14 protein-coding genes are annotated in these 17,718 nt (G+C 69.2%); 7 read left to right on the top strand and 7 right to left on the bottom strand.

Translation table 11 applies throughout. The annotated features are described in order from the left end of the window. Position 1: 1 nt before the first annotated feature. The 6 genes from yidC to ACLU3S_RS04610 all read left to right on the top strand — a co-directional run bounded on the left by yidC (position 2) and on the right by ACLU3S_RS04610 (position 6,062). On the top strand, positions 2-1,288 hold the full coding sequence (gene yidC, locus ACLU3S_RS04635) for a membrane protein insertase YidC (protein ID WP_413950429.1): 1,287 nt from the start codon (positions 2-4) through the stop codon (positions 1,286-1,288). 15 nt (positions 1,289-1,303) lie between these two features. Then, positions 1,304-1,816, top strand: a complete 513-nt coding sequence (locus ACLU3S_RS04630) for a protein jag (protein ID WP_413950428.1) — start codon at positions 1,304-1,306, stop codon at positions 1,814-1,816. Positions 1,817-1,934: 118 nt separating this feature from the next. Next, positions 1,935-2,651, top strand: coding sequence for a 16S rRNA (guanine(527)-N(7))-methyltransferase RsmG (gene rsmG, locus ACLU3S_RS04625; protein ID WP_413950427.1), 717 nt, complete (start codon positions 1,935-1,937; stop codon positions 2,649-2,651). 290 nt (positions 2,652-2,941) lie between these two features. Beyond that, positions 2,942-4,015, top strand: coding sequence for a ParA family protein (locus tag ACLU3S_RS04620; protein ID WP_413950449.1), 1,074 nt, complete (start codon positions 2,942-2,944; stop codon positions 4,013-4,015). Beyond that, complete coding sequence (locus ACLU3S_RS04615; RefSeq protein WP_413950426.1) at positions 4,012-5,112, top strand: ParB/RepB/Spo0J family partition protein; 1,101 nt, start codon at positions 4,012-4,014, stop codon at positions 5,110-5,112. The genes ACLU3S_RS04620 and ACLU3S_RS04615 overlap by 4 nt, the downstream gene beginning before the upstream one ends. Positions 5,113-5,444: 332 nt before the next feature. After that, complete coding sequence (locus ACLU3S_RS04610) at positions 5,445-6,062, top strand: GNAT family N-acetyltransferase (RefSeq protein ID WP_413950425.1); 618 nt, start codon at positions 5,445-5,447, stop codon at positions 6,060-6,062. Positions 6,063-6,168: 106 nt separating this feature from the next. Here the strand turns inward: ACLU3S_RS04610 and trxA are convergent, their stop codons facing one another. The 7 genes from trxA to ACLU3S_RS04575 form a co-directional block, all read right to left on the bottom strand. After that, positions 6,169-6,501: a thioredoxin gene (gene trxA, locus ACLU3S_RS04605; protein WP_413950424.1), complete on the bottom strand. Its 333-nt coding sequence runs from the start codon at positions 6,499-6,501 to the stop codon at positions 6,169-6,171. Between the two features lie 46 nt (positions 6,502-6,547). Then, positions 6,548-7,519 (bottom strand): thioredoxin-disulfide reductase, encoded by a 972-nt coding sequence (gene trxB / locus ACLU3S_RS04600; protein ID WP_413950423.1) that lies wholly within the window; start codon positions 7,517-7,519, stop codon positions 6,548-6,550. Positions 7,520-7,672: 153 nt separating this feature from the next. Further along, complete coding sequence (locus tag ACLU3S_RS04595) at positions 7,673-8,560, bottom strand: hypothetical protein (protein ID WP_413950422.1); 888 nt, start codon at positions 8,558-8,560, stop codon at positions 7,673-7,675. Continuing rightward, positions 8,557-9,306, bottom strand: a complete 750-nt coding sequence (gene sigM / locus ACLU3S_RS04590) for an RNA polymerase sigma factor SigM (RefSeq protein WP_413950421.1) — start codon at positions 9,304-9,306, stop codon at positions 8,557-8,559. Before sigM ends, ACLU3S_RS04595 begins: the two co-directional genes overlap by 4 nt. Before the next feature lie 26 nt (positions 9,307-9,332). Continuing rightward, the gene (locus ACLU3S_RS04585) at positions 9,333-11,045 is read right to left on the bottom strand and encodes a protein kinase family protein (protein ID WP_413950420.1); all 1,713 of its coding nucleotides are present in this window, start codon (positions 11,043-11,045) and stop codon (positions 9,333-9,335) included. Between the two features lie 118 nt (positions 11,046-11,163). Further along, positions 11,164-13,521, bottom strand: coding sequence for a murein biosynthesis integral membrane protein MurJ (murJ, locus tag ACLU3S_RS04580; protein WP_413950419.1), 2,358 nt, complete (start codon positions 13,519-13,521; stop codon positions 11,164-11,166). 46 nt (positions 13,522-13,567) lie between these two features. Then, the gene (locus ACLU3S_RS04575) at positions 13,568-15,940 is read right to left on the bottom strand and encodes a DUF6049 family protein (protein ID WP_413950418.1); all 2,373 of its coding nucleotides are present in this window, start codon (positions 15,938-15,940) and stop codon (positions 13,568-13,570) included. Positions 15,941-16,215: 275 nt separating this feature from the next. Here ACLU3S_RS04575 and ACLU3S_RS04570 point away from each other — a divergent pair, with 275 nt between their 5' ends. Further along, positions 16,216-17,658: a CCA tRNA nucleotidyltransferase gene (locus tag ACLU3S_RS04570; RefSeq protein ID WP_413950417.1), complete on the top strand. Its 1,443-nt coding sequence runs from the start codon at positions 16,216-16,218 to the stop codon at positions 17,656-17,658. Positions 17,659-17,718: the final 60 nt, after the last annotated feature.

The following is a 17,718-nucleotide window of genomic DNA, read 5'->3' as shown; positions in this document are numbered from 1 at the left end:
AGTGGACACGATTGCCAGCCTCTTCAGTTTCATCACGACACCCGTTTCCTGGGTCATCGTCCAGTTCCACAAGGTGTACGGCACCATCTTCGGTCCGGACACCGGGTGGGCCTGGGGCCTGTCCATCGTGTCCCTGGTGATCCTGATCCGCATCTGCCTGGTCCCGCTCTTCGTGAAGCAGATCAAGGCGACGCGCGCGATGCAGACGCTCCAGCCGGAGATGAAGAAGATCCAGGAGCGCTACAAGAACGACCGGCAGCGCCAGTCCGAAGAGATGATGAAGCTGTACAAGGAGTCGGGCACCAACCCGCTCTCCTCGTGCCTTCCCATCCTGGCGCAGTCCCCGTTCTTCTTCGCCCTGTATCACGTGCTCAACGGCATCGCGACGGGCAAGACGATCGGCGTCATCAACGAGCCGCTGCTGGCCAGTGCCCGTAAGGCGCACATCTTCGGCGCCCCGCTCGCGGCGAAGTTCATGGACAGCTCGGACAAGGTCGCGGCGCTGGGCGCCACGCTGACCGATGTCCGGGTCGTGACCGCGGTCATGATCGTCCTGATGTCGTTCTCGCAGTTCTACACGCAGCGCCAGCTGATGACGAAGAACGTCGACACCACCGTCAAGACGCCGTTCATGCAGCAGCAGAAGATGCTGATGTACGTCTTCCCGGTCATGTTCGCCGTCTTCGGCATCAACTTCCCGGTCGGTGTCCTCGTCTACTGGCTGACCACCAACGTGTGGACCATGGGCCAGCAGATGTACGTCATCCACAACAACCCGACGCCGGGTTCCAAGGCCCAGGCCGCATACCTGGACCGTCTGACCAAGCACGTCACGCTGCACGGCAAGGTCCGCCGGCGCAGCGAGAAGGCCATCGTCAAGGCGATCGTCGCCAAGGGCCGCGACCGCAACGAGTTCGAGCGCAAGTTCATCAACGCGCTGAACAAGGCCGGCCTCGCCGCCCAGGCGGACGGCACCGTGGTGCAGAGCGCGGCCCAGGCCACGGCGCAGAGCGAGGACGGCACGGCGACCACCACGGCCACGGCCGCGGCCGCCGGTGCGGCCGGCCGGCGCCAGCAGCCCAAGCGTCAGACCAAGGCCCAGCGGCAGTCCGGTGGGTCCAAGCAGGCCGGCGACTCCCCCTCGCTGGAGAAGTCGGACGAGCCAGAGGGCCCCAAGCCCGCCGCTGCCAAGCAGGCCCCGAAACCCGGCTCCGGCGCCCGCAGCAAGGCCCAGTCCGGCCAGCGCAAGGGTGGCCCGCAGCGGCCCAAGTCCCCGTCCAAGAAGTAAGAAGGAGCCCATCCCGTGACGGAAGGCACCACCTCCGCCGCTGCCGAGGGTGCAGACACCCTCACCCGCCTGGAGCAGGAGGGTGAGATCGCGGCGGACTACCTCGAGGGTCTGCTGGACATCGCCGACCTCGACGGCGACATCGACATGGACGTCGAGGCCGACCGCGCCTCCGTGTCGATCATCAGCGACACCGGCAGCCGGGACCTGCAGAAGCTGGTCGGCCGGGACGGCGAGGTGCTCGAGGCGCTGCAGGAGCTGACGCGCCTGGCCGTCCACCGGGAGACCGGTGACCGCAGCCGGCTGATGCTGGACGTCGCGGGCTACCGGGCCAAGAAGCGGGCCGAGCTGTCCGAAGTCGGCGCCAAGGCGGCGGCCGAGGTGAAGAGCACCGGCGAGCCCGTGAAGCTCAGGCCCATGACCCCCTTCGAGCGCAAGGTCGTGCACGACGCGGTCAAGGCCGCTGGACTGCGCAGCGAGTCCGAGGGCGAGGAGCCGCAGCGGTTCGTCGTCGTGCTGCCCGCCTGAGTGGTCATTCCTGTTTGACCGGCCCCGTCTGTTGAGCAGGCGGGGCCGAACTTTGTCAGCCTGGTAGTTCTGGTGGCCGGTGCGCGAAGCACCGGTGCTGTACGGAAGGACGGTCCCCGTGACGGAGGCAGCGGAGCTTCCCCCCGCGCCCGAGCAGGCGCGCGAAGTGTTCGGTGATCGGTTCGCCGATGCGGTGCGCTACGCGGAGCTGCTCGCCGAGGCGGGTGTACAGCGTGGCCTGATCGGCCCGCGGGAAGTGCCCCGCTTGTGGGAGCGGCATCTGCTGAACTGCGCGGTGCTCTCCGAAGCCGTCCCCGAGGGGGTGACGGTCTGCGACGTCGGCTCCGGCGCCGGGCTGCCGGGCATCCCCCTGGCCCTGGTCCGGGACGATCTCAACATCACCCTGCTGGAGCCCCTGCTGCGGCGCACCAATTTCCTCACCGAGGTCGTCGAGCTGCTCGGCCTGGACCACGTCACCGTGGTGCGTGGCCGGGCCGAGGAGGTCCTGGGGAAGCTGCCGCCGGTCCACGTGGTGACGGCCCGTGCCGTGGCCCCCTTGGACCGTCTGGCCACCTGGGGGATTCCCCTGCTGCGCCCGTACGGCGAGATGCTCGCGCTCAAGGGCGACACCGCGGAGGAGGAGCTGAAGGCTGCGGCCGTCGCGCTCGCCAAGCTCGGTGCGGTGGAGACGTCGATCCTCCACGTGGGTGAGGGCATCGTGGATCCACTGTCCACGGTGGTGCGGGTCGAGGTCGGCGAGAGCCCGGGCGGCGTCCGTTTTGCCGCCAAACGGGCGAAGGCCGCGCGGACGGGGCGCACTCGCCGTCGTCGTTGAGTCGGTCGGTGGTGCGGCGGCCTTGATCCGTACCGACGACTGGACGTACTCCACACAAGCTGCCATAGCTACGCAAGCGGAGTGTCGCGAAGATCCGGCCGCTGCGGCTGTGCATCGTGTTTCACGTGAAACGTCGCTCACTGCTGCACGGCATCATCAGTCGCGGCCGCGCTGCGGCCGAACCCCGCGACCGGAAGCCTCTCGGCTCACTCGGGGAGGTTCCGGAGTTGTCCACAGAGGTGGATTTCTCCACAGAAGACCCGGCCTCACTGGTTCACGACCCCGAAGACATGGGAGGCTCTGTTCATTGCGAGCCTGAAGTCGAGGAGAGTGAATCCTTGCGGTCCGACGCCAACATCGCGGGACCGATGACCGATCCGGTCCCCGGTCCCCGTACCGAGTCGATGGGGGCGGATGTTTCACGTGAAACACCGCCTCCGATGGACGACACTCCCATCGGTCGTGCGGCCCAACTGGCGGTGGAGGCTCTCGGCCGCGCCGGCGAAGGCCTGCCGCGACCGGAGCAGACCCGAGTCATGGTGGTTGCCAACCAGAAGGGTGGCGTGGGCAAGACGACGACGACCGTCAATCTCGCCGCTTCGCTGGCTCTGCACGGTGCCCGTGTCCTGGTGATCGACCTCGACCCGCAGGGCAATGCGTCCACAGCCCTGGGGATCGACCACCACGCCGAAGTTCCCTCCATCTATGACGTGTTGGTGGAAAGCAAGCCTCTCGCCGAGGTCGTCCAGCCCGTTCCGGACGTCGAAGGGCTCTTCTGTGCCCCCGCCACGATCGATCTCGCCGGTGCGGAGATCGAGCTGGTGTCCCTGGTGGCGCGGGAGAGCCGGCTGCAGCGAGCCATCCAGGCGTACGAGCAGCCCTTGGACTACATCCTCATCGACTGCCCGCCGTCGCTCGGTCTGTTGACGGTCAACGCGCTGGTCGCGGGCCAGGAGGTCCTCATCCCGATCCAGTGCGAGTACTACGCGCTGGAAGGCCTGGGCCAGCTGCTGCGCAACGTCGATCTGGTGCGGGGTCACCTGAACCCTTCCCTGCATGTATCGACCATCCTGCTCACCATGTACGACGGCCGGACGCGTCTCGCCTCCCAGGTCGCGGATGAGGTGCGCAACCACTTCGGTGACGAAGTGCTGCGGACGAGCATTCCCCGCTCGGTCCGCATTTCCGAGGCGCCGAGTTACGGGCAGACGGTGCTGACTTACGATCCTGGATCGAGCGGTGCCCTCTCATACCTTGAGGCGGCCCGAGAAATCGCGCTGAAGGGCATCGGCATCAGCTACGACGCCAGCCAGGCCCATATCGGCCATCAGAGTGACCCGAGCATGGTGGAGGGGATTCAGTGAGTGAGCGACGAAGGGGGCTGGGCCGAGGTCTCGGTGCGCTGATCCCCGCTGCCCCGGTCGAGAAGAACCCGGCGTCGACCGGTACGGGAGGCGGAACGTCCGCCTCTCCCGCAGCCGTCCCGGTGCTGGCCTCCGAGCGCGGGGTGGCCGCGGCGAAGGTGGCGACCCTGCCGCCTGTTTCACATGAAACCGGGGACCCCGCGGCAAGCCCGGTCGCGGAGACGCCCGCGCCGCCAATGGGTGCCCACTTCGCCGAGATTCCCCTCGACGCCATCACGCCGAACCCGCGCCAGCCGCGTGAGGTCTTCGACGAGGATGCCCTCCAGGAGCTGGTCACCTCCATCCAGGAGGTCGGTCTCCTGCAGCCCGTCGTCGTACGGCAGCTCGGCCCCGGCCGCTACGAGCTGATCATGGGTGAGCGCCGGTGGCGTGCCTGCCGTGAGGCGGGCCTGGAGGCCATCCCGGCGATCGTCCGGGCCACGGACGACGAGAAGCTGCTCCTGGACGCACTGCTCGAGAACCTCCACCGCGCCCAGTTGAACCCGCTGGAAGAGGCCGCGGCCTACGACCAGCTGCTCAAGGACTTCAACTGCACGCACGACCAGCTGGCCGACCGGATCGGACGCTCCCGCCCCCAGGTCTCCAACACGCTGCGCCTGCTGAAGCTCTCGCCGACCGTCCAGAAGAGGGTCGCCGCCGGGGTGCTCTCCGCAGGCCACGCCCGGGCGCTGCTGTCGGTGACGGACTCGGAGGAGCAGGACCGGCTGGCCCACCGCATCGTGGCCGAGGGGCTGTCGGTGCGGGCCGTCGAGGAGATCGTGACCCTCATGGGCTCACGGCCTCAGAAGCCTCAGCGGCCCAAGGGACCGCGCGCCGGCTCCCGGCTCTCCCCGGCGCTGAACGAGCTGGCGACCCGGTTGTCGGACCGCTTCGAGACCCGGGTGAAGGTTGACCTCGGGCAGAAGAAGGGCAAGATCACCGTCGAGTTCGCCTCCGTCGAAGATCTGCAGCGGATCCTGAACACCCTGGCCCCTGATGAAGGGCCGGTCCTCCAGAACGAGCTGCAGGACGGCGCGACGGGAGACCAGGACGACTGATCCCGTGTGACTCCCGTGGCCGCGCTGCGGCGGTGCAGGAAGCGGGCCGTGTCCGGTGTGTACCGGAACACGGCCCGCTCTTTACTTTGAGACGGTATCGAGGGAATCGCATCGTGGATACGATGCGGTCGGGTATGGCACATCCACCGGACAGCATCTGCATCTCTGAGTGGGGGAGACGGGGCCATGCGATTGATGAGCCGCACCCGACTGGTGAGCGCCGGCCTGGGTCTCGGAGCCGTCGGCGGATTCGTCGGCAGCCTGCTCAGGGAACGCAGTGCTCTGACAGCCGCGCGCGATGCGGCGGGCGAAGGAAGCGAGGAACAGCCTTCATGGGGCGACGGCTCGTGCCGCTCACGCTGGACAACCTTCAGGACCTTCCCAAGCGCTGTCGCTCATGTGTCTTCTGGGAGCTGGACGCTGTCAGCGGCGAGGCGGCGGTAAGGGAGGGTACAGCCGCACTGGAGAAAGAGGCCTGGATCTCCGCCGTGTTGCTCGACTGGGGATCGTGCGGCCGGGTGGTCTATGTCGACGATGTGCCGGTGGGCTTCGTGCTCTACGCTCCCCCGGCCTATGTGCCGCGCTCGATGGCCTTTCCCACGAGTCCGGTGTCACCGGATGCCGTCCAGCTGATGACGGCGTTCGTCATGCCCGGATATCAGGGACAGGGTCTCGGACGGGTGCTGGTACAGACGGTCGCCAAGGATCTGCTGCGCCGGGGGTTCAAGGCCATAGAGGCCTTCGGGGACGCCCGCTGGAAGGAACCCGCCTGCCTGCTGCCGGCAGACCATCTCCTGGCCGTGGGGTTCAAGACGGTCCGGCAGCATCCCACGTACCCCCGGCTGCGGCTGGAGCTGCGTTCGACGCTCTCCTGGAAGGAAGACGTCGAGATGGCGATCGACCGGCTCCTGGGCGCCGTCCAGAAGGAGCCGGCCCTGAGGCCGCTCTAGCCACCGTTCACCGGAGGGATGCGGTTGTGTCCCGCCGCTGAGCGGCGGGACACAAACGAATGAGCCAGCCCGTGCGGGTTGGCCCATTCGTGTTTCACGTGAAACGTCACTCGGCGATGAACTCTTCGAGGTCGCGGACGATCGCGGCCTTGGGCTTGGCGCCGACGATGGTCTTGGCCACCTCGCCGCCCTGGTAGACGTTCAGCGTCGGGATGGACATGACGCCGTACTTCGCGGCCGTGCCCGGGTTCTCGTCGATGTTGAGCTTGACGACCTCGATCTTGTCGCCGTACTCGGTGGCGATCGCCTCGAGGGACGGGGCGATCTGGCGGCACGGACCGCACCAGGCGGCCCAGAAGTCCACCAGGACAGGCTTGTCGTTCTTGAGGACGTCCTGCTCGAAGGAGTCGTCGGTCACGTTCTTCAGGGTGCCGGCCACAGGGGGCTCCTTACCTTGATCGTGTGGGGGGCGGGGAGGGGAGGGGTCAGACGGCGGCGGTCTTCTCGGGTTCCGCCTTTTCCTCGTCCGCGAGAGCGGCGAGGAAGCGCTCGGCATCCAGGGCGGAGGAGCAGCCGGTGCCGGCCGCAGTGATCGCCTGGCGGTAGGTGTGGTCGACCACGTCGCCGGCGGCGAAGACACCGGCGACATTGGTGCGGGTGGACGGGGAGGCGACCTTCAGGTAGCCCTCCTCGTCGAGGTCCAGCTGCCCCTTGAACAGCTCAGTGCGCGGGTCGTGGCCGATCGCGATGAACAGACCCGTCACCGCCAGGTCGGACAGCTCGCCGGTCTTCACATTGCGCAGCTTCAGACCGGAGAGCTTCTGCTCGCCCTGGATCTCGGCGACCTCGCTGTCCCAGGCGAACTTGATCTTCGGGTCGCCGAAGGCGCGCTCCTGCATCGCCTTGGAGGCACGCAGCGAGTCCCGGCGGTGGACGACCGTCACGGACTTGGCGAACCGCGAGAGGAAGGTGGCCTCCTCCATCGCGGTGTCGCCGCCGCCGATCACGGCGATGTCCTGGTCCTTGAAGAAGAACCCGTCACAGGTGGCGCACCAGGAGACCCCGCGGCCGGAGAGCGCGTCCTCGTTCGGGAGGCCGAGCTTGCGGTGCTGGGAGCCGGTGGCGACGATGACGGCCTTCGCCTGGTGGACCGTGCCCGCGGTGTCGGTCACGGTCTTGATCTCACCGGTCAGGTCGACGGAGACGATGTCGTCCGGGATGAGCTCGGCGCCGAAGCGCTCGGCCTGCGCCCTCATGTTGTCCATGAGTTCGGGGCCCAGGATGCCGTCGCGGAAGCCCGGGAAGTTCTCGACCTCGGTGGTGTTCATCAGCGCGCCACCCGCGGTGACGGCGCCCTCGAACACCAGGGGCTTCAGCGACGCACGGGCGGTGTAGAGCGCCGCCGTGTAGCCTGCGGGCCCGGAGCCGATGATGATCACGTTACGGACGTCGCTCACGGCTTGATTCCTCGTCTCTGGTCTGTGTCAGTCGACCGGTGCGAGCCTCTTTCGGGACTCTCACCCCACCCAACGGATCCTACGGGGCCCGCATTCCCGGTGTACCCGGGCACACGCGTGCGCGAGGACGACTGACCGAACGCTTCTGCAGACTCAGGAACGAGCGAAGGACTGCTTCAGGAGGATCGTGCCCGCCGTGACCGGTTGCTGCCCCACACAGGCCGCGTCGACCACATAGGCCGTGACCCGCGCGCTGTTGCCGGGGTCCGGCAGGACGACGAGGTAGGCGTTCTTCCCGCCGTAGGTGCCCGTCTTTGCGGCGAGGGCCTGTTCCCCCCGAGGGATCGCCTGCCGCACGCAGTCGGGGACCGCGACCTCGGGCTGAAGCAGCGTGTTCGCGCTCGCGGTCGCCCCCGCGGTGCCCTGCCCGGAGTCGATGCCGGACCGCGGTCGCTGACTGGTGGAGCCCCGCTGGGTGGCCTTCGGCGAAGCCAGGAGGTCCCGCACCTGGTTCTGCACGCTGGCCCCGGAGAACGGGCCGGCGGACGCACTCGGCTTGCCATGAGCCGTTGTGGTGGACGTGCCACTGTCGAGAGAGTGGAGCACCAGTGCCCCGGCACCCAGGACGGCAGCGGTCAGCACACTCCCCAGGACGACGGCCCTGCGCCGGTGAGTGCGTCCCTTCTTCATCCGCCCCGGCCCGGTCGTCGCCTGCGGACGTCCGGCGGGGCGATCGGCCGGCGCCGATGTTTCACGTGAAACATGGCTCGTGCTCCTCCCGTCGGAAGAGCTGAGGAGAGCCTCGGCAGCGAGGGCGGCATCGATGCGCTGGGCCACATCGACCGGCATGGGCTCTGGTGCCGGGAGGCTGCCCAGCATCCCCCGGATCTCCTCCAGGGAGGCGTGGATGTCCGCGCACGTCTCACATGCGCCCAGATGGCGCCGTACATCCGTGCTGCGGTCCAGGGGGAGAAGGCCCTCGGTGAGGTCGGAGATCTCCGCGACGTCCGGGTGCCCGGCCGTGTCTGCCGTCGAGGTCACGCTCGCCCACCTCCGCCCTTCACCGTGGCTGAATCGCTCGGTCCCGTGTCTCCTGGACGTCCGCCGGGAGACTCCGTTGCCGGTGGGACGGATGTCCCCTGCATCGGGTTCCGTCCCGGACCGGATTCGTCTCCGCTCCCGGAATCGCCGGACCGTGGATCTTCGCTGCCGCCCGGCCGCAGATGGCCGAGCAGTGGCAGAAGCCTGGCTCTGCCCCGGGCGCACCGGCTCTTCACCGTTCCCGTGGGCACGTCGAGGATCTGAGCGGCCTCCGCCACCGGGTAGCCCTGCATGTCGACAAGGACCAGGGCGGCCCGCTGCTCCTGCGGAAGGGTGCCGAGCGCCTCGAGGAGCTGGCGGTGCACATCGTTCCGCTCGGCCGGCGCCGAGGCCGACTCGTGCGGCTCCAGCAGTTGCTCCAGCCGCTCGGTGTCATCGACCGGAGCGGTCTTGCGTGAGTCCGCCTTGCGGGCACGGTCCAGGCATGCGTTCACCGTGATCCGGTGCAGCCACGTTGTGACGGCCGACTGGCCCCGGAAGGTGTGGGCGGCCCGGTAAGCCGACACCAGGGCGTCCTGGACCGCGTCAGCGGCCTCCTCGCGGTCCCCCAGCGTCCGCAGGGCGACCGCCCAGAGCCGATCCCGGTGCCGTCGCACGATCTCACCGAAGGCATCGGGATCGCCTTCCACATGGCGGGCGAGCAGATCGTGGTCGCTCACACCGTCGTATCCGGCGCCCTCCGCCATCTGCCCCCTCCGGTCCGGGTGAGACGTCAGCCCGTGAACTTCACTTCGCCGATGGCCTGCTTGTAGCCGGCACCGGCGTATGCGGCCGAGTCCGGACCCGAATACGGAACGGCCGTCAGCCAGACGAGAACGTAGCGCGTCTTGACCGACTTGCTGACCTTCACGGTGGCGGTGGTGCCCGTGGTCGTGACGCTGCCGATCCTGTCCATCGAGTCGAGCGAGGGAGGGGTCAGCGAGTCGGCCGCGTACAACTCGACCGTGGTGTGGTCGCCCGGGTAGCGCAGCGCGAGGGTGGCGGTGTCGATCTGCCGGGCTGAGCCCAAGTCGTAGACGATGCCGACGCCCGGCTTGTACGGCGCGATCCGGGGGCCTTCGTTGAAGGTCTTGGTCCGCCAGTACGTGGACGCGTCACCGTCGTACGTCTTCTGTACGTCGCCGGGGTGCTGGGCGTCTCCCTTGGCGATGAACTCCTGGCTGCCCTGGATCTTTATCGGCGCCGTCTTCGGCTTCGTGACGCTCTTGTCTCCGCCGTCGGTCGTCTGGCTCTTGTTGGTGCCGTCGGACTTGCCGCCCTGGTCCATGAGGGCGTCCGCCAACTGCCAGCTGCCCAGGCCGAGGGCGGCGATGAGGAGGGCGGAGACCGCCCACTTCAGGGCCTTGCCGGTGCGGCTCTGCAACGGGGGCGGCGCGACCGGCGAGGTGGCACCGGGGTGGGGCGCCGGCCGGCCGTAGGTGCCCTGCTGGTAGGTCGTGCGCTGGTACTCCGGCGGTGCGGTGAAGGCCGGCTCCGGCGGGCGGATGCGCGGCATCTCGCCGATCGCCTTCACCAGCTCCTCCGGAGTGGTGCACGCCGCCTCGTGACGGGACGCGGTGGCCCCGTCGTTGGCGAGGGCGCGCATGGCCAGCTCGGACAGCCCACGGTGGACGCCCGCCCGCACCTGGTCCGGCGCGATGAGCCCGACGTCCTTGGGCAGGCCCGACAGGCCGTACGCGTCGGTCTCGTAGGGCCAGCGCTGGGTCAGTGCGGCGTACAGCAGGGCGCCGATCGCCTCGGTGTCGGTGCGCTGCGGGGTGTCGGAGCTGATGCCGCGCAGCGCGGCATTGACGGCGAGACCGCGGATGCGCCACTGGCCGGTCGACGCGCGCAGGACGGCGTTGGGGTTCAGGCGCAGATGGGCGAGGCCTTCGCGGTGCGCGGCGGCCATGGCGGAGGCGACCTGACTGACCATCTGGTAGGCGTCGTGCGGCTCCAGCGGGCCGGCCGCTAGGAGCGCGGTCAGCTCGGTGGCGTCGGGCAGCCACTCGTGCACGACGTAGACCAGGTCGTTCTCCTCGACGGCGTCGAGGACCTGAACGAAGCGCGGATCGCCGAGCAGCGCGGAGGAACGGGCGGCGGCCAGCACGGAACGGGCCCGCACATGGTCCGCGGGCAGCACATGGACGCCGACGGCACGACGGAGTTTCTCGTCGACCGCACGCCAACTGCTGAATCCGTCCAGACGGGTGACGCACTCCTCCAGCCGGTAGCGTCTGGCCAGCTTGTGACCGCTGTGCAGTTCGGGAGGCGAGGCCTTTCCCTGATCCTCTACTCCGCTGCTCCCCTGGGCCTCGTCGCTGTCCGTGTCCCGCTCCGGCTTCTTGGCCACCCCGTCGGCCGTGGACTGGTCCGCCTTGGCGGTCAGCGGCTGCTCGCCGCTGTTGTCTGCCACGTCGACGGCAGCCGTGCTCCGTTCCGCCACCGTCGTCCCTGCCTCCCCATCCGTTGCACGCTGTCCGACGCCGAAACCAATTGTGCCCACAGTCCGCCGCTATGCACGACACACAGCTGCGGACGATGGTTGTGCGCCTACCCCCGCCTCAGCGACCCAGACGCCCGCGCACCATGCCCACGAGCGAGTTCAGTTCCTCGATACGCATCCGCCGCGCCGCGACGAAGAAGACACCGAGGAGGACGGCCCCGCCCACGAGAACCGCCGCGAACGAACCGGCCACGCCCTGACCGAGGGTGTGCCCGATGCCGTAGCAGGCCGCGCCACTGAGCAGCGCGGCCGGCACCGAGGCGATGCACAGACGGGCGTACGTCCGCAGCACCCGGGCTCCGTCCAGGTCACCACCGCCCAGCCGCTTGCGCAGCCGCCGCCAGGCGACACCCACGCCGATCGCGTAGGCGAGACCGTAGGCGGCGGCCATACCGGCGACCGCCCAGCGGGCCGGCAGCAGGAAGTAGCAGAGCACCGAGGCGCCCGCGTTGACGCCCGCGACGATGACCGTGTTGTAGAAGGGAGTCCGCGTGTCCTCATAGGCGTAGAAGGCGCGCAGCACGACGTACTGCACCGAGTACGGGATGAGACCGAGGCCGAAAGCCATCAGCATGTAGCCCATATTGGTGGCCTCGCCGGTGCCCGAGGTGCCGAAGATCAGCGTGCACATCGGGATGCCGAGCGCCAGGAAGCCGAAGGCGATGGGCACGATGGCCACGGCCGTGGTCCGCAGGCCCTGCGAGATGTCGTCGCGTACGGCGCCGCTGTCGCCCTCGGAGGCCGAGCGCGAGATCCGTGGCAGCAGCGCTGCCATCAGGGACACCGTGATGATGGCCTGGGGAAGGCCCCAGATCAGCTGGGCGTTGGCGTAGGCCGCGAAGCCGGTGCCCGCGACGCCGGAGTCCTTGCCGGCCGCGGTGGACAGCTGGGTGACGATCATGGCGCCGGCCTGGTTGGCGAGGACGAACAGGACCGTCCACTTGGCGAGCATGGCGGCCTTGCCCAGGCCGTGGCCGCGCCAGTCGAAACGCAGCCGGATCCGGAACCCGGTCTCGCGCAGGTAGGGAATCATCGCCAGCGCCTGGACGACCAGTCCGAGCAGCACGCCGACGCCGAGCAGGCGCTGACCCTCCGGCGGGATGTTCGTGACCGTCATGTGGGAGTCCGCGGCGGTGCCGTAGACCCAGATGAACATGCCGAGCGTCACGATGATGACGATGTTGTTCAGGACCGGGGTCCACATCATCGCGCCGAACTTGCCGCGCGCGTTGAGGATCTGACCCATCACCACATGGATGCCCATGAAGAAGATCGAGGGCAGGAAGTAGCGGGTGAAGGTGACCGCGACGTCGTTGGCGGCCGGATTGCTGGCGACCGGGTTGGACAGCATGCGCACCAGCAGTGGCGCCGCGAACATCGCGAGGCCGGTGAGCGCCGCCAGCGCCACCATGACGAGAGTCAGCAGACGGTTGGCGAAGGCCTCGCCGCCGTCGTCGTCCTCCTTCATGGCCCGCACCAACTGCGGCACGAAGACCGAGTTGAGACCACCGCCGACGGTGAGGATGTAGATCATGGTCGGCAGCTGGTAGGCGACCTGGAAGGAGTCGCCGAGGAAGCCGAGGCCGAGCGCGGAGACGATGAGCGCGGAGCGGATGAAGCCGGTGAGGCGGGAGACCATGGTGCCCGCGGCCATGACGGCGCTGGACTTCATCAGCCCGGCCGCCTTGCCGCCCTTCTTCGCCGGGGCAGCGGGCGCCTCGGGCGCGGTGGCCACGGATCCGGCGGGATCCGGGGCCGCGGCCGGGGCGGGCACCGGGGGCTGCAGCGGGTTACCGGAGGCGGAAGGGCCGGACGGGTACGCGGGCCCGCCGTACGGGCCCTGGTGGGACGGCTGCGGGGGCCGGCCGTACGCGGGCGGATACGGCTGCCCTGCGGGCCCCTGCCCGGCGGCCGTGGGCCCCGGGACGGACGTCGGATCCACGGGCGCGTGCCCACCGGTGTGCTGCTGGTCCTTGAAGAGGTGCGCGAAGGCGTCCGGCTCGTGGTACTCCTCGCCGGAGTGCGTGACGAGGTCGTCCACACCCACGAACCGGGTCGTGCGCGGATTGTCGCCGTACGGCAGGTGAGAGGCGGTGCCCCCCGGCTCCGGCGCCGGGGTCTGTGCCCACACGCGGGGGTCGGGCGCGTACGGCGACTGTGCGGGCGGGGCGTACAGCGGCTGCTGTTGGTCGTAGGCGCCGGGGGGCGGCGGGTGCGCGGCGCGGTCGTAGAGCGCCTCGGCGACCGGGTCCTGGGCGGTCAGGTCGTGTGCCCGGTAGGGATCCTGGTCGTAGGCGTCCTGGAGGTACATGTCCGCCGCGTGCTGCGGCGGCACCTGGCCGGGCTCGGGCGGCGGCTCGGGGTAGCCCGAGCCGGCCGCGCCCTGACCGCGGTCACCGTCGTACGGCGCGTTCATGCCTTACCCCACCTCATCCTCCCGGGCCCACCGGCCACGACATCGCTCAACGGTCCACTCTCTCACCCGTCCCGGACGGGTCGGCGCTTTCCGGTGCGGTGTCCGGTGCAGGGTCACTCTGCTGCTCCGGGTCGTCTGCCCCGGCGGCGGAGTCGGACTCCTCAGGGAGACGGTCTCCGGGTGCTCCAGGGTTCCCGGGCTGGTCAGCGTCCTCCCCGGCCGGTTCCGCGCCACCCTCCTCGGCCCGGCGGGCGGCCGCGCGCTTGCGCTGGGTGTACATCCGGAAACCGGCGAGGACGAGGAGCAGCACGCCGCCGCCGATGACCAGCATCACTGTGGGCGTGACCTCGGTGACCTTCACGTCGAAGCTGACGGGGTCGCCGTACTCCTGACCGTCCTCGGTGAACAGCTGGGCGATGACCGTGACCCGGCCGTTGGCGTTGGCCGAGGTGGTGAACTTCACGGACTGGCTGTGTCCGCCGGCGACGTCCACGGGCTGCTCGTAGTAGGCCTTGCCGCCGATCTTCAGACGGGTCGGCATGGTCGAGGTGAGGCGCAGCACCAGATGGCCGACCGGCTGGACGAGATTGTTCTGGACGGTCACCGGGATGGTGGCGCTGCGCCCGGAGAGCTTGGTCTCGGACTTGTCGATCAGCTTCACCTGCTGGGCCAGGTCGTCGAGCCATGCCTCGACGCCGCTGCGGAAGCTCTCCGCCGCGCTGCTCCGCCCGCGCCACGACGTGGACATCTCACGGTTTATGGCCCGCCCGAACGGGGTGACCACACGGGACTGGTCGGAGAGGACCACCTGGAAGTTGTCGAGCTTGTCCTGGGTGCGCGCGATCTGCTCGAACGCCGCCCTGGGCAGTTCCTTGCGGCGCAGCGACGAGGGATAGGCCGACGTCGAGGGGATGCGCGTGGTGGCGTTCGGGTCCGGCTTGGCCTTGGCCGCCGCGGACAGGTCCTGGGCCTGGGACCAGGTGCCCCCCTGGAGCGCCTTCAGCGCCGTCGCCATCGTCTGCACCTGGCTTGCCGTGGGCATCCGCTGCGGGGCGACGACGATGCTGCGCTCCGTGTCGGTCTGTGCGTTGACCTCGAGGCTCTGAGCCAGGAACTCCTGCACGGCGAGGGTGGCCGAGCCGGCCTTCGTCAGGTCGCCCTCGAAGGCCGTGGACATCCGGGCGTCGGCGACCACGGCCGTGGTGCCTCCGCCGACCGGGCGGGCGGCGGAGGGCGTGTACGGCAGTCCTGCGGTCTCCTGGAGGCTGTCGCTGCGCGCGATCACGCGGTCGGCACCGGCGGAGGTCGCGACCTTCATGATCGACGGGTCTACGGCGCCGTCCACGGGCCACGCGAAGTCGGTGCTGGGTGTGACGTGCAGCACGGTCTTGACGGTGGTGGCGGCGACGTCGGTGGCGTCCTTGAGGTGGCTGAGGGAGCCGGTGACGCTGGTGCCTCTGTGCGCGAGGGAGGCCAGGTCCGGGTCGCCGAACGGCAGCGCCACGACCTCCTTGCCCACCACCGCCTTCTGCAGGCTCGCCAGCCACTGCTTGGCCAGCACCTGATGTTCCCGCGGGCCGGGCGTGGTGCCGCCGTCCGCGGTCCGGAGCCGGTAGTTGCCCGTGGCCATCGCGTCCACCGAGGCCAGCAGATCCGGGTCGATCACCCAGGTGACGTCCAGGTCCTTGCCCAGATCCACGATCTGCGCGAGCCGGCCGCCGGGCGCGAGGTCCTTGGCCAGGTCGTCATTGAGGAACACCGGCGTCTGCAGCTCGCCGGGGCCCGTCTTGGCCGTCATGTGGACGGAGGACAGCAGCGGCCACAGGAACGTCGTCCTGGTCTTGGTGTCGGCGTCGGACGGCTGCCACGGCAGGAACGTCCGCCGGATGCCGAGCACCTGGTCCCACGGCTGGGCCGACGTCTGGCCGGACAGCGCGACACCCAACTCGTAGACGCCGTCATTGCCGAGATCGAGCTTGTCCACGGGGACGGAAAGGTTGAAGTGCTCGGCGCTCCCCGGAGCCAGCTTGTCGAACTTCTCCACGTACTTGCCGCCGACCTCGGGGCCCGCGCCGCTCTGCAGCTCGTCGGGGTGCTCGGCGATGGCGTCGATGGCCGAGCGGGTGTTCAGCATCGGGCCGATCCGCAGGCCCACGTGGGCGTCGGTGACGGGCTGCCTGCCCTTGTTGGTCACCGTCCCGGAGACGGTCAGTGTGTCGCCGTCCGTGGGGGCGCTGGGCGTGAGCGAGTCCACAGAGACGGAGACCGGTTCCGAGGAGGCGGCCAGGGCGGGTGCCGCGGCGGGCAGCTGAAGCAGGCCGGCCAGCAGAGGTGCCCCGGTGAGCAGCGCTGCGGTGCGCCGCAGCCAGCGGCGCGCAGGTGAGGCACTGGTCCCCTGGAAGTCAGCCGCCTCGGCCACGCGCTCGCCCGTCCCTCGTCGTCGTCAGTGGTCGTCGGAATGTGCGTCCACGCATGGTAACGATGCGCGCCGAGCGGAAGTGCCGCGGTCTCCATCACAAGATCGGAGGTCAGCGACGACCTGTCCTCTATATCCAGTATCGAGGGAAGAGCAGCCGTACGCCGCAAGAGCAGTGCTTGCGGGGGTATGGAAGCAGCTCTCCGAGCGCCTCGGCAGGGGGGCACCGGCCATTACCGGGCGCATCGGATCGCCCGGGGCACGTACCCTCTTCTGTTGTGCCGAACCCCAACGAAGACACTTCCTCCGCCCTGAGCCAGGCGCAGCAGCGCGCGGTCACCGAGCTGCTGCGGGTGGCGCCGGTCGCCGACGATCTCGCCCGCCGATTCCAGGAAGCAGGGTTCTCCCTCGCCCTGGTCGGCGGATCGGTGCGCGACGCACTGCTCGGCCGGCTCGGCAACGATCTGGACTTCACCACCGACGCGCGCCCCGAGGACGTTCTGAAGATCGTCCGGCCTTGGGCGGACGCCGTCTGGGAGGTCGGGATCGCCTTCGGCACCGTTGGCGCACACAAGGGCGGCTACCAGATCGAGATCACCACTTACCGTTCCGAGTCGTACGACCGCACCTCCCGCAAGCCCGAGGTGTCCTATGGCGACTCCGTTGAGGAGGATCTGGTCCGCCGCGACTTCACGGTCAACGCGATGGCTGTGGCCCTGCCGGGCAAGGAGTTCATCGACCCGCACGGTGGCCTGAAGGATCTCGCGGCGGGCGTGCTGCGGACGCCGGGCACGCCCGAGGAGTCCTTCTCGGACGATCCGCTGCGGATGATGCGGGCCGCGCGGTTCGCCGCCCAGCTGAACTTCGAGGTCGCACCCGAGGTCGTCACGGCCATGACGGACATGGCGGACCGCATCGAGATCGTCTCGGCCGAGCGGGTCCGGGACGAGCTGAACAAGCTGATCCTCTCCGCACACCCCCGCAAGGGGCTGACCCTGCTCGTCGACAGCGGGCTCGCCGCCCATGTGCTGCCCGAGCTGCCGGCGCTGCGCCTGGAGAGCGACGAGCACCACCGGCACAAGGACGTCTACGAGCACACGCTGATCGTCCTCGAGCAGGCGATCGCGCTGGAGGAGGACGGCCCGGACCTCACGCTGCGGCTGGCCGCGCTGCTGCACGACATCGGCAAGCCGCGTACCCGCCGTTTCGAGAAGGACGGCCGGGTCTCGTTCCACCATCACGAGGTGGTCGGCGCCAAGATGACCAAGAAGCGCATGACCGCCTTGAAGTACTCCAACGAGCTGGTGAAGGACGTCTCACGGCTGGTCGAACTGCATCTGCGCTTCCACGGCTACGGCACCGGGGAGTGGACGGACTCGGCGGTCCGCCGCTACGTCCGTGACGCGGGCCCGCTGCTGGACCGCCTGCACAAGCTGACCCGCTCCGACTGCACCACACGCAACAAGCGGAAGGCGGTCGCACTGTCCCGCGCCTACGACGGCCTGGAGGAGCGCATTGCGCAGCTCCAGGAGCAGGAGGAGCTGGACGCGATCCGCCCGGACCTCGACGGCAACCAGATCATGGAGATCCTGGGCGTCGGACCGGGCCCGGTCGTCGGCAAGGCCTACAAGCACATGCTGGAGCTCCGGCTCGAACACGGCCCGATGGAGTACGACGCTGCGGTGGGTGCCCTCAAGGAGTGGTGGGCCCAGCAGGGCTGAGCCGGTCGGCGATGTTTCACGTGAAACATGCGTCGGGCCGGCAGTATCGAGGGGCGATGT

It is taken from the genome of Streptomyces sp. AF1A (assembly GCF_047340315.1).
In the GTDB taxonomy this organism is placed as follows: Bacteria; Actinomycetota; Actinomycetes; order Streptomycetales; family Streptomycetaceae; genus Streptomyces.
The sequence above is the reverse complement of the archived record's forward strand: the minus strand, read 5'-3'. Positions and strand labels throughout refer to the sequence as shown.

Excerpts from the sequence above, each read along its gene's own strand:
- ACLU3S_RS04620 (WP_413950449.1), top strand. The coding sequence starts at position 2,942 with ATGGGAGGCTCTGTTCATTGCGAGCCTGAAGTCGAGGAGAGTGAATCC.
- ACLU3S_RS04610 (WP_413950425.1), top strand. The coding sequence starts at position 5,445 with ATGGGGCGACGGCTCGTGCCGCTCACGCTGGACAACCTTCAGGACCTT.
- sigM (WP_413950421.1), bottom strand. The coding sequence starts at position 9,306 with ATGGCGGAGGGCGCCGGATACGACGGTGTGAGCGACCACGATCTGCTC.
- murJ (WP_413950419.1), bottom strand. The coding sequence starts at position 13,521 with ATGAACGCGCCGTACGACGGTGACCGCGGTCAGGGCGCGGCCGGCTCG.